Annotated in this window: 12 protein-coding genes; 6 read left to right on the top strand and 6 right to left on the bottom strand. The window is 63.5% G+C overall.

Annotated elements, in window-relative coordinates; translation table 11 throughout:
- Positions 1 to 4: 4 nt before the first annotated feature.
- A complete protein-coding gene (locus H1S03_RS10395; RefSeq protein WP_185804385.1) occupies positions 5 to 751 on the bottom strand; it encodes a TerC family protein in 747 nt (248 codons plus the stop codon).
- Positions 752 to 834: 83 nt separating this feature from the next.
- A complete protein-coding gene (locus H1S03_RS10390; RefSeq protein ID WP_185804384.1) occupies positions 835 to 1,215 on the bottom strand; it encodes a hypothetical protein in 381 nt (126 codons plus the stop codon).
- 98 nt (positions 1,216 to 1,313) lie between these two features.
- Between H1S03_RS10390 and H1S03_RS10385 the strand changes: the two genes are divergently transcribed.
- The 4 genes from H1S03_RS10385 to H1S03_RS10370 all read left to right on the top strand — a co-directional run bounded on the left by H1S03_RS10385 (position 1,314) and on the right by H1S03_RS10370 (position 5,584).
- Positions 1,314 to 3,113, top strand: a complete 1,800-nt coding sequence (locus H1S03_RS10385; protein WP_185804383.1) for a PHA/PHB synthase family protein — start codon at positions 1,314 to 1,316, stop codon at positions 3,111 to 3,113.
- An 83-nt stretch (positions 3,114 to 3,196) separates the two neighbouring features.
- The gene (locus tag H1S03_RS10380; protein WP_185804382.1) at positions 3,197 to 4,066 is read left to right on the top strand and encodes a 1-acyl-sn-glycerol-3-phosphate acyltransferase; all 870 of its coding nucleotides are present in this window, start codon (positions 3,197 to 3,199) and stop codon (positions 4,064 to 4,066) included.
- A 170-nt stretch (positions 4,067 to 4,236) separates the two neighbouring features.
- Positions 4,237 to 4,722: a (2Fe-2S)-binding protein gene (locus H1S03_RS10375; protein ID WP_185804381.1), complete on the top strand. Its 486-nt coding sequence runs from the start codon at positions 4,237 to 4,239 to the stop codon at positions 4,720 to 4,722.
- Positions 4,723 to 4,795: 73 nt separating this feature from the next.
- On the top strand, positions 4,796 to 5,584 hold the full coding sequence (locus tag H1S03_RS10370; protein WP_185804380.1) for an FAD binding domain-containing protein: 789 nt from the start codon (positions 4,796 to 4,798) through the stop codon (positions 5,582 to 5,584).
- Between the two features lie 43 nt (positions 5,585 to 5,627).
- On the opposite strand, the gene H1S03_RS10365 is transcribed toward H1S03_RS10370, so the two are convergent.
- The gene (locus tag H1S03_RS10365) at positions 5,628 to 6,152 is read right to left on the bottom strand and encodes an invasion associated locus B family protein (RefSeq protein ID WP_185804379.1); all 525 of its coding nucleotides are present in this window, start codon (positions 6,150 to 6,152) and stop codon (positions 5,628 to 5,630) included.
- An 82-nt stretch (positions 6,153 to 6,234) separates the two neighbouring features.
- Entirely contained in the window at positions 6,235 to 7,788 is a 1,554-nt protein-coding gene (locus tag H1S03_RS10360) for a cisplatin damage response ATP-dependent DNA ligase (RefSeq protein ID WP_185804378.1), read from the bottom strand.
- Between the two features lie 152 nt (positions 7,789 to 7,940).
- Here H1S03_RS10360 and H1S03_RS10355 point away from each other — a divergent pair, with 152 nt between their 5' ends.
- The gene (locus tag H1S03_RS10355; protein ID WP_185804377.1) at positions 7,941 to 9,332 is read left to right on the top strand and encodes an L-serine ammonia-lyase; all 1,392 of its coding nucleotides are present in this window, start codon (positions 7,941 to 7,943) and stop codon (positions 9,330 to 9,332) included.
- Here H1S03_RS10355 and H1S03_RS10350 read toward each other — a convergent pair.
- Both H1S03_RS10350 and H1S03_RS10345 read right to left on the bottom strand, forming a co-directional pair.
- On the bottom strand, positions 9,313 to 10,026 hold the full coding sequence (locus tag H1S03_RS10350) for an EI24 domain-containing protein (protein ID WP_185804376.1): 714 nt from the start codon (positions 10,024 to 10,026) through the stop codon (positions 9,313 to 9,315). The genes H1S03_RS10355 and H1S03_RS10350 overlap by 20 nt on opposite strands.
- A complete protein-coding gene (locus tag H1S03_RS10345; RefSeq protein WP_185804375.1) occupies positions 10,023 to 10,604 on the bottom strand; it encodes a nitroreductase family protein in 582 nt (193 codons plus the stop codon). The genes H1S03_RS10350 and H1S03_RS10345 overlap by 4 nt, the downstream gene beginning before the upstream one ends.
- A 121-nt stretch (positions 10,605 to 10,725) precedes the next feature.
- Between H1S03_RS10345 and H1S03_RS10340 the strand changes: the two genes are divergently transcribed.
- Positions 10,726 to 11,793 carry an SMP-30/gluconolactonase/LRE family protein gene (locus H1S03_RS10340; RefSeq protein ID WP_185804374.1) on the top strand — a complete coding sequence of 356 codons (1,068 nt, stop codon included), beginning with the start codon at positions 10,726 to 10,728 and terminating at the stop codon, positions 11,791 to 11,793.
- Positions 11,794 to 11,890 lie beyond the last annotated feature (97 nt).

Here is an 11,890-nt window from a genome sequence, read left to right as displayed (position 1 = left end):
GCGCTCAGACCCCGCTCTTCAGCTTCGCCCGGCGGCGTTTGGCCAGCAGGTTCAACCCTTCGATCAGACCGGCGAAACCCATCGCGGCGTAGATATAGCCCTTGGGAATCTCGACGTGGAACCCCTCCGCCACCAGGGTCGTGCCGATCATCAGCAGGAAGCCGAGCGCCAGCATGACCACCGTCGGATTGCTGTTCACGAAGGCGGACAAAGGTGCGGCGAGCAGCAACATGCAGGTCACGGCGATGATAACCGCCACCACCATGATCGGCACATGCGGCGTCATGCCGACCGCCGTGATGATCGAATCGATGGAAAAGACCAGATCGAGCAGGAGGATCTGCACGATTGCCGCGCTGAGCGACATCTTGACCGCCGTGCCGACCATCATGTCGCCGCCGGGATCGGGGTCGACGTGGTGATGGATCTCCCTCGTCGCCTTCCAGACGAGGAACGTGCCGCCCGCAAGCAGGATGATGTCCTTCCACGAAAAGCCGCGTCCGAACAATTCGATGACCGGCTCCGTCAGGCCCACGATCCACGCTATGGCGGCCAGAAGGCACAGTCGCAGGACGAGGGCCATGCCGATGCCCAGATTGCGTGCCCGCCGCCGCTGGCTTTCCGGTAACTTGTTGGTGACGATCGAGATGAACAGCAGGTTGTCGATGCCCAGCACGACCTCCATCACGATCAACGTCATCAGGGCCGCCCAGTTGGCGGGGTCGTTTATCAACTGTACGATGCTGTCCATCTGGCGATCCGGTTTACTGTTACTGACGCTCTGCGAGATAGGTCTGTGCCGGTTCGCGTCCAGTCGGCCAGTGGGTCATCAGATCAGGAAGCGCGGGCCCGCAATCGCGCCGCGCGCGCCAGAAGCGCCCGGCCGTCTGCTGTCAGGCCGGGGCCGGTCTTGTCCAGCGAGCCTGCGGTGCTGCGCAATGCGCCTGCACGCGCTTGGATCCGGTCGGCCTCTTCCTGCAAGACGCCGGCGGCGCGTCGGCTCAGCGCATCGGCGGATGCCAGTTCGACCGCTTGTTCTGCGCTGGTCAGCGGGGCGATTCCGCGATCGGCGATCTGTTGTTGGGTCAGCAATTCGGGATAGGCCGCATCCTGCAAAGCGATCGGCGTTTCCTCAGGCAGATCGTACAGGCCCGTGGCCTCACCAAAGGTGCATCCGCCAAGTGCCACGACCGTCAGAACAGTGAGAAAGCGCATGGGATTTCGCCAGATATGAGTTACGTTTGAACAAACGATTAAAGCATCCGGCCTGCCCCGTACAGGGCCGCGACAGGATGCGAAGACCGGAGGGAACGATGAGTGACAAGGACACCATGGAGACATGGATGGAGGAAAGTGCCGAGTTCACGCACAACATGGCGCAGGTGTCCGAGACGAGCGCCGAGATCTGGAAGCAGTTTCTGCACGCCCAGGCCGCCAATGCGGACCATCCGGCGCGTCTCGATCCGCTCAACACCTTGCCGTCCTTCACGAATTTCGCCAAGGCCCTTGCGGACAATCCGCAACAGCTGGCCGCCGCGACGTTCGGGTGGTGGCAGTCGCAGGCCGAATTGTGGCAAAGCGCGTGGTCCCGCTGGATCGGGGAACCTGCCGACGCCGTGGTCGAACCGTCGCGCGGGGACAAGCGGTTCAAGCATGAGCAATGGTCGGAAAACGTGCTGTTCGACTATCTCAAGCAATCCTATCTGCTGACCGCCAGCTATCTTCAGGGCACGGCACACGATGTCGGTGACCTGCCGCCGCAGGAGCGCAAGAAGATCGAGTTCTACACCCGCGCCTTCGTCGAGGCGATGAGCCCGTCCAACTTCTTCGCGCTGAACCCCGAAGTACTGGAGGCGACCGCCTCGCAAAAGGGGGAGAATCTGGTTCGCGGGTTGAAAATGATGTTGCAGGACATGGAGCGGGGAAAGGGCCAACTGATCATTCGCCAGACCGACATGGACGCCTTCGAGGTCGGGCGCGACATGGCAGTGTCGCCGGGATCGGTAATCTTTCAAAACAACGTCCTGCAACTTATTCAATATGCCCCCACGACCGAGCAGGTTCACGCCCGCCCGCTGATGTTCATCCCGCCCTGGATAAACAAGTATTACGTGCTCGACCTGAATGAGAAGAAGAGCATGATGAAATGGCTGGTCGCGCAGGGCTTTACCGTCTTCATGGTGTCCTGGGTCAATCCCGATGAGGCCCAGGCGGCGGAGACGTGGGACAGCTACATGGATGCGCTGAGCGACGCGATGAACGTCGCGTTGAAGGAAACCGGCCAGAAAAAGCTGAACATCGCGTCCTATTGCATCGGCGGTACGATGGTCGGGTCGATCCTGGCCCATGCGGGAAAGACGAAGGACACGCGCATCGCATCCGCCACGCTGTTCACCGCACAGCTTGATTTTGCCGATGCCGGGGAGTTGCAGGTCTTCGTGGATGACAAGACCATCGACGCGGTGGATGCCGAAATGGAGAAGGGATTCCTGCCCGCCGAAAAGATGGCGTCGGCCTTCAACATGCTGCGCTCGGCCGATCTGATCTGGGGATATATCGTCAATAATTACATGCTGGGCAAGGAGCCGTTTCCCTTCGACCTGCTGTACTGGAACGCGGACAGCACGGCGATGCCGGCGCGGGTGCATCACTTCTATCTGGAGACGTTTTATCGCAACAACGCCTTCGTGCGCGGCACCTTGCCGATCAAGGGTGAGGTCGTGGGGTTGGATGATATTACCGGACCGGTCTATCACGTGGCGGCGCGCGAAGATCACATCGCGCCTGCGCATTCGGTCTATCGCGGCGCACGGATGATGAAGAACGCGGATGTCCGCTTCGTCCTCGCCGGTTCGGGTCATATCGCGGGTGTGGTGAACCCGCCTGCGGCCGAAAAGTACCAGTACTGGTCGAAGGACAGTCTGGACGAGGAAACGCTGGAGGAGTGGATGACACAAGCGCAGGAGCATCCCGGATCGTGGTGGCAGGATTGGGCACCCTGGCTCGCCCGCCATTCGGGTCGCAAGGTGAAGGCGCGCACGCCCGGCCAGAAATCCGACGTGATCGAACCTGCTCCGGGATCATATGTGCGGCTGCGCTTCGATCAACGCTGAGGATTGTTTCATCCGCGCCGCGTTCTACCTGATGGGGGGAAGAGTGTCGCAAGACGGACATGACAGCGCGGTAGTGCCAGGGAATGAAAGAACAGCTCGACACTTTGATTGAGGAGCGTGCGCGGTGGATGTACCGCGCGGGCCCTCTGGTGCGCCCGGTTCGGGCCTTGCTGCATCTGATGCTGTCCTATGATCGCACGCTGGCGCTGGGCCGGAAGTTCGAAAAGACCCCAACGCCTGAGGTTATGGACCACATGGCGGACCTGATTGCCAAACGGGTCGAGGTCGAGGGGCTGGAAAACGTGCCCGAGGACGGGCCGGCGATCATCGTATGCAACCATCCCACCGGAATTGCCGACGGTATCGTCCTGTACAAGCTGCTGCGCCACCTCAGACCGGATCTGTTCTTTTTTGCCAACGGGGACATCCTGCGGATCATGCCGCAATTCACCTCGATGATCGCGCCGGTCGAATGGCGTGAGGGCAAGCGGTCGATGAAGAAAAACCGTGAGACTCTGACCTATGCGAAGGATGCCTTTGCCAAGGGTCGGCTCGCCGTGATCTTCCCTGCCGGGCGCCTGTCCAAGCGGCGGGGAATGTCGCTGCATGAGCGGGAGTGGATGCCCTCCGCCGCCATGCTGGCGCGAAAATACGAATTGCCCGTGGTGCCGGTGCGGATCACCGCACGAAACTCGCTGCTGTTCTATCTGTTCGACAAGATGCATCCCAGCTTGCGCGACATCACCCTGTTTCACGAGGTTCTGAACAAGGACCGGCAGCAATTTCACGTGCGCCTCGGCACGGTGATCCAGGGTGACAGTCTGCCCGCCGACAGCGATACGGCGACGCAGGTTCTGTTCGACGCGGTTGACCGCCTACGCTCCCCCCGGCGCGAGCGCAGGTTGTTCGTGAACCGCCCCCGGCAACTCAAACCGCAGCCTCGGTTGGGGTGATCGACACTCCGCCGCGCTGCGACACTGTTCGTCCGGGGCGTATCACTTGCCCGTCGAACGAAATTGCCAGGTCGGGGCTTGGCAGACAGGCGATTCCGCCCGACACTGCGCGCAATCAATGGCGCGCCCGGATTCGCGAGGAGCGCGCCGCGAGAATCGGGGAGATCGAGATGACCACCATTTCCATGCGTGTGAACGGCAAGGACGTAAGCGCGGCGGCGGAGGGCAACACCCTGTTGGTGAATTTCCTCCGCGAGGGGTTGAGGCTGACCGGCACCCATGTCGGCTGCGACACCTCGCAATGTGGCGCCTGTGTCGTGCACGTGGACGGGGTCGCGGTGAAATCCTGCACCATGTTCGCAGCGGATGCCGAAGGGGCCGAGATTACCACGATCGAAGGCATGGCGAACCCCGACGGTTCGCTGGGCACCATTCAGCAGGCCTTTCGCGATTATCACGGTCTGCAATGCGGGTTCTGCACACCGGGCATGGTGATGATCGCGGCCGATCTGCTCAAGAACAACCCCGATCCGTCCGAGCAGGAAATTCGCGATTACCTTGAGGGCAACATCTGCCGGTGCACCGGCTACCACAACATCGTGAAGGCCATTCAGGCCGCCGCCGGGCAAAACGTGCCCTCGGTCGCGGCGGGGTAGCTGCGAACGGACAAGACCCAAGCGAACGGAGCAGAGCAGGACCTGCAAGGGTTCACCGACAGGAGATCACCAGATGTACGCATTCGATTTCGTAAAACCCACCAGCATAGACGAAGCCATTCAGGCACTTTCGGAGGGTGAGGCGCAGGCCCTGGGCGGTGGTCAGACGTTGATCCCGACCCTCAAGGCGCGATTGGCCGATCCCGGCACCCTTGTCAGCCTCGCCCATATCGCGGATCTGAAATATGTTCGCGTGAACGGCGATGTGATCGAGATCGGCGGCGGTACGACCCATGCGACCGTCGCGGCGCAGGCGGCAGAGGCCTATCCGGGGCTGGCCGATCTGGCGGGGCGTATCGGCGACCCGTCGGTGCGCAATCGCGGCACCATCGGCGGCAGTCTGGCCAACAACGATCCGTCCGCCTGCTATCCGGCTGCGGCCCTCGGTTCGGGCGCGACCATCGTGACGAACACGCGCGAAATCGCGGCTGACGATTATTTTCAGGGCATGTTCACCACCGCGCTGGAGGAAGGGGAGATCGTCACCGCCGTCAGGTTTCCCATCCCGCAGGCCGCGCATTACGAGAAGATGGCCCAACCCGCCAGCCGGTTCCCGCTGGTCGCGGTGTTCGTGGCGAAATACGCTGATGGCGTGCGCGTCGCCGTCACCGGTGCCAGCAATAACGGCGTGTTCCGCTGGGCGGAGGCCGAGCAGGCGCTTTCGTCGAATTTCAGTGCCGGTGCGATTGAGGGGCTACGCCACTCAGCGGAGGACATGATCGCGGATATTCACGGCACTGCGGCCTATCGCGCCCATCTGATCGGGGTGATGACCCGCCGCGCGGTCGAAAAGCTGACCTGATCCAAGGTTTGCCCCTGCCGCCCGCGCTTGGGCGGCAGGAGGCTCAGTTCCCGCCAAAGATCGCGGCGACGCCGTCCCCGAACCCGTCGAGTTGAATGCGCAGGATCACCGGGTCGCTGCCGGGAGCGGGGCGATAGCCGAGCAGCATGGTGCCCTGGCTCAACCGTTCGATCTCCGCATCATCCAGCGCCAGTGCCCCCTCACACAGTTCGCCCAGACAACGCTGCCAGATCAGTTCGCGCTGCGGGGTGTCGTCGCCCTCCACCTGATAAACGATACCGGAGGGCAGATAGGCCCCGATCGGCACTTGCCCGATCAGCGCGGGACCGCCCTGAAGCTCGGTGACGAGAACGCGCGCGACCAGCGCGCCGGATTCCGCGATTCTGAGGTCCTGAACCAGATTGCATTGGGCGGGCTGCGTCGTTTCCGCGCCACATCCGATGACCCAGCTGCCGAAGGTGGTGCCATTCTCAACAGATGCGGCCTGCTGCGCCATGGCACCGGTCAGGGGGCTGAAAACGGCAAGGGCCAAGGCAAGTGCCGGGGCAAGGGTCGCGATGCGTTGCATGAGGATACTCCGTGATTTCACGTCGGCCCGACCTTCGGGCAAGTATCCGCCTGGATCAAGCCCTGTGCCTGCCGCCCCGATCTCAGATCATCGCGCGCAGGGCCTGCAAGGTGGCGGCCTCCTCGGGAGGTTTGTCCCAGCGAATGCGCTTGATACGCGGAAAGCGCATGGCAACACCGGATTTGTGCCGCTTGCTCTCCTGAATGGCATCGAAGGCGATTTCCAGAACCAGTTTCGGTTTGACCGCGCGCACCGGTCCGAACCGCTGGGTGAAGTTGTTGCGGACGAAGCGGTCCAGCTCCTCCAGCTCCGCATCGGTAAAGCCGGAATAGGCCTTGCCCACCGGCGTCAGATAGCGCCCCTCCGGCCCGTCCACCCAGGCGCCGAACGTGTAGTCGGAATAATAGGACGACCGCCTGCCGTGGCCGCGCTGCGCATACATCATCACGCAATCGGCCTCCAACGGATCGCGTTTCCACTTCCACCATTGCCCGACCGGACGACCGGCGAGGTAGAGGCTGTCACGTCGTTTGAGCATCAGCCCTTCGAGAGCATCCTCACGCGCGCTGTCGCGCAGCGTCTGCAATTGCGGCCATGTCTCGAACGGAATCACCGGTGACAGGTCGAGCCGGGGGCGGGTGCCGAACCCTTCGAGCCGGGCGCGGCGCTGCGTCCATGGCAGATCGCGCAAATCCTCGCCGTCATGGTCGAGCAGGTCATAGGCGCGGATATGCGCGGGAAAATCGGTGAGGGTCTTCTTTCCCACCCGCTTGCGCCCCAGCCGTTTTTGCAGATCGGCAAAGGGCGCGACGGCCTGATCGCGCATCACCAGCAATTCGCCGTCAATGCAGCCGTGCCAGTCCATCGCCTCGACGATATCGGGGAAGCTGTCGGAGATGTCGTCCCCGGTGCGGGTGTAGAGCCTGCGACCGCCCGGCGTGGCGACCGCCTGCACGCGGATGCCGTCCCATTTCCACTCCGCGACATAATCCGCCGGGTCGAGTGTGGTGAAGCGTTCCTCCACCGGGTGGGCCAGCATCATCGGGCGATAGGCCAGCGACAGGTCCACATCGGGGCGCGGACCGCCGTCGAGCCAGCGGAACAGCTCACCATAGGGCGGGTCGATCGCGAACCACAGACGTTCGATCACCTCAACCGGATGGTCCGCATCCGCCAGCGCGTTTTGTGCCATGCGGGTGGATACGCCGACCCGCATTCCCCCCGTGCACAGCTTGATAAGCGCCAGTCTGGCCGAGGCCTCGCACCGGTTCAGCAAACCGGCCAGGACCGCTGGCCGGTCGGACCGGCTGGAGGCCAGCAGGCGGGTGACGACCTCATCCAGACTGGGGGGCGAGGTTTCCTCAGGCTCCGGCCACAGCAGCGACACGGTTTCCGCCAGATCCCCGACATAGGCGCGCGACAGGGCGAACAGCACCGGGTCCATCCGCTCCTCCATCATGCCGCGAATGACCGAGGGGGTCACATGCGGCAGATCCAGAGTTCCGGCCAGCGCGGCCAGCGCCCAGCCGCGATCCGGGTCCGGGGTGCTGCTGAAATAACGGCGCAACAGCACAAGCTTGCCATTGCGGCCGGGCGTGAAGGCCAACTGTTCCAATAAATTCGCGAACGGTGTCATATGGGGCCATCTAGCGGGAAAGCGCCCGGGGGCGAGAGGCCAACCTGCGGCAAAAGCTTCGCTGGCGCAGGGGCGCGCACGGTCGGATCAGCGTCGCATTCGGAACGCGGGACGGGTTTGCGCAGGATAAAAGGAGGGTGACGGAGGGGATCATGTTTCTAAGTGTATTCGATATTTTCAAGATCGGAGTCGGGCCCTCATCCTCTCATACTATGGGGCCGATGGTGGCGGCGGCCCGTTTTCTGGAGGCCCTGCGCAGCGGCGCAGACCGGGTGCCCGGCGCGGGTGAGGCGGCCCGGATCGAGGCGCGGTTGCACGGCTCCCTCGCGTTCACGGGCAAGGGGCACGCGACCGATCGCGCGGTCCATCTGGGCCTGCTGGGCCATGCGCCAGCGACCTTCGACGTGGTGGCGGCGGAGCACGAACTGGCAACCTTGTATGAGACCGGGACACTGCGGCCCGATGGCTTGCCCGCGCTTGCCTACGCGCCCGAAACCGATCTGATCTTCGACTATGACGAAATGCTGCCCGGTCACACGAACGGCATGGTGCTGCGCGCCTATGACGTTGCAGGCAACCTGCACATGACGGAGACCTATTATTCCGTCGGCGGCGGCTTCGTCATGACCGCGCGCGAACTGGACCGGCAGGGCGAGGATACCATGCCCGAGGGCGTGCCGCATCCGTTCAGAACCGCGGCGGAGATGCTGCGCATGGCGCGCGAAAGCGGACATTCCATCGCGCAGATGAAGCGCCGCAACGAACTGGCGGCCCGCTCGGCGGAGGATCTGGACAAAGGTCTCGACCGGATCTGGCGGGTGATGGAGGATTGCATCGCGCGCGGCATCGCCACCGACGGGATCCTGCCGGGCGGGCTGAACCTGCGCCGGCGTGCGGGCCACATTCATCGCCAGTTGCTGGAGGAACGGGGCCGCAACCTGTCCGCCCCCCATACCGTCAACGACTGGCTGTCGGTCTATGCGATGGCCGTGAATGAGGAAAACGCCGCCGGTGGTCAGGTCGTAACCGCACCGACCAATGGTGCGGCAGGGGTCGTGCCTGGAACGATCCGTTACTGGCTGGATCATGTGCCGGGGGCGCATCGCGGTCTGATCCCGGACTTTCTGCTGACGGCCGCTGCCGTCGGGGGGCTGATCAAGAGCAATGCCTCGATCTCAGGCGCGGAGGTTGGGTGCCAAGGCGAGGTCGGCTCCGCCGCCGCGATGGCCGCTGCGGGATTGTGCGCCGTGATGGACGGCACGCCCGAGCAGGTGGAGAATGCAGCTGAAATCGCGTTGGAGCATCACCTCGGCATGACATGCGATCCGATCAAGGGGCTGGTGCAGGCACCCTGCATCGAGCGCAATGGATTGGGTGCCATCAAGGCGGTTTCGGCGGCCTCCCTGTCGTTGCGCGGCGACGGTCGGCATCTGGTCAGCCTCGATGCCTGCGTCGAGACGATGCGCCAGACAGGACGCGACATGGATCGACGCTACAAGGAAACCTCGCAAGGTGGGCTGGCCGTCAACGTGCCTGAGTGTTGAAACCTGCCTGAGTGCTGACATTCCCGCGCAGCCGATGGAACAGGTGCGTATAGGCCGCCACCCCGATCAGCGGCACGATCAGGTTCAGCACCGGAATCGACAGCGGCACGGCCATCGCGATACCCATCACCCAGATGCGTCCGCGATTGGATTTTCTGAGCGCGCTCGCCTCACGCGGGGGCAGGCGGCGCAGGGCGACCAGCTGGAAATATTCGCGGCCCAGAAGGTATCCGTTCACCAGATAGAAGATGAACGGCGCCAGAGGGGCCACCAGCAGATAGATCGCCAGCGCCGCGATGTTCGCCACCACCAGAATCACGAAGAACCGCACCGTATCGACGATGGTGGTCAACAGGCCGGGCGGCGTGGCCGCAGGCAGATGCGCGTAGTGTTTCTGCTCCACCGCCTCGGCAATATCGTCGAGCAGGAACCCGATGCACAGCGACGCCACCGGAATCATCAGGAACACCGATGCCAGCATCATCGCACCGACCGCCAATCCGGCGAGGAGGCCAGCAGGGTCTACCATGCCGATCCACGGCAGGCTGAACGGGTCGATGCCCGACACCAGATAGCCCACCAGCGTGTAGAGCACGATCAGCACCCCCAGCGTCATCGCGACAGCCTTGAGCAGGACCATTCGGAATTTGGGGTCGGGCAGTTGGTTCAGCGCGGCCAGAATGGGGGCGATCATTCCTGAACCCATGTGGTGATGGCCTCCAGATCGGGGCGGGGGCGATCGGGGGGCGTGCTGGTTTGCGTGCCGATATGGATGAAGCCCGCGACGAATTCGCCTGCTTGCAGCGACAGACCCTCGCGCAGCCATTCGGGGTCCATCGCCATCCAGCCGGTCAGCCAGTTTGCACCCCAGCCGCTCGCCTGTGCGGCGTTGAGCAGGGCGAGGCAGACCGCACCCGCCGACAGGTGCTGTTCGATTGCGGGGACCTTCTCACTGGGCTGCGGGCTGGCGATGACGGCGACGATTTGGTGCGCGGTGCGGAAATGGTTCGCGGCCTTTGCCAGCTTCTCCTCCGGCTCCGCCTTCGCGGTGCCACGCTTCAATGTCAGATCCGCCAACCGGGTCAGGGCCGCCCCCTCCAGCACGATAAAGCGCCAGGGTTCCAGCTTGCCATGATCGGGGGTGCGGGCGGCGGCCTCCAGTATCGGCATCAGCGTGGTGCGATCGGGGGCTGGGCCGGTCAATGTCGGCGCGGGGCGCGACCGGCGTGTCAGCAGAAAATCCATTACCTCGGGGTGAGGGGTAAGAGCCATGCGAGCGTCCTTTCGTTCCTGCCCCATGTCGCGCCGATGGATGGGGGTTTCAAGACAGCGTGCTTGCCTGACAGGGGTTTTTCCGCGCAGGGTTCTGTAAAAAGAGAGGAACCCGCTTCAAATGTATCGCGCCTTTAGAATGCTGTCCTATGCGGTGATCGCCATTTTCGCGATCTGGTATCTGGGCTTCAGCCCCACCGGCATCGCCCCTGTCGCCTACACACCCTCGCACGATCCCGGCCTGACGGGTTCGTTTGCGCCGAACCAGCGGCTGGCCTCGGTCGAGATTCTGGATATGGCAGGCGAAGAGGGCCCCGAGGATATCGCCGTCGATGCGGCGGGCGTGGCCTGGGTGACCAGCCTGCAAAGCGGGTTGTGGCGCGTTGATGACCGCGAGATGACCCATGTCGGACGGCTGGGCGGTCGGCCTCTGGGCCTCGAATTCGGCGGGGATGGCGCGCTCTACATCGCTGACAGCTATCTGGGATTGCTTCGCTGGACGCAGGCGAACGGCACCGAGGTGCTTGCCGATCGGTATGACGACGCGCCGATCCGCTATGCCAACCAGGTGGCCCCGGCGCGGGACGGGTCGGTGTATTTCTCCGTCTCCACCCGGCGGCACGATCCGCAGGCGCAGGGTGGAACGCTGGCATCCTCGGTCGTTGATCTGTGGGAACATCGTCGCACCGGGCATGTCCTGCACTGGTCGCCGGACGGTCTGACGCAGGTGGCCGACGGGTTCAACTTCACCAACGGTATCGCGCTGACACCGCAACAGGATGCGCTGCTGATCGCGGAAACCGGCGAATACCGGATCTGGAAGCACGATCTGGAAACCGGCACGCGTGAGGTTATTCTGGATGGTCTGCCCGGCTTTCCCGACAACATTCAGGCGCAGGGCGATGGCACGTATTGGGTCGGCCTCGTCTCACCCCGACAGGCGATCGCGGACGCGCTCGCGCCCTATCCGACGCTGCGCAACATCATCTGGCGTCTGCCCGAGGTCGTGCGCCCCGCGCCCGTTCATCACGGCATCTTGATGCGGATCGATGGGGAGGGGCAGATACTGGACGTTCTGCAAGCGCCGGAGGGGGAATATTCCCTCGTCACCGGGGCGATGGAGGTGGACGGCACGTTGTACGTCACATCGCTGGGTGCGCCCGGACTGGCCGCGATGGACGCGCCCTAGACAAGGACGTGCTTAGGCCAGCTAGGGTGTGGACTCATTGATCAGCAATCCAGATGCGGATCGCTGCGAGCTTGATGGCTGCCAGGAAGTTCTCCGG

Source organism: Pontivivens nitratireducens (genome assembly GCF_014235845.1).
Taxonomy (GTDB): domain Bacteria; phylum Pseudomonadota; class Alphaproteobacteria; order Rhodobacterales; family Rhodobacteraceae; genus Pontivivens; species Pontivivens nitratireducens.
The sequence above is the reverse complement of the archived record's forward strand: the minus strand, read 5'-3'. Positions and strand labels throughout refer to the sequence as shown.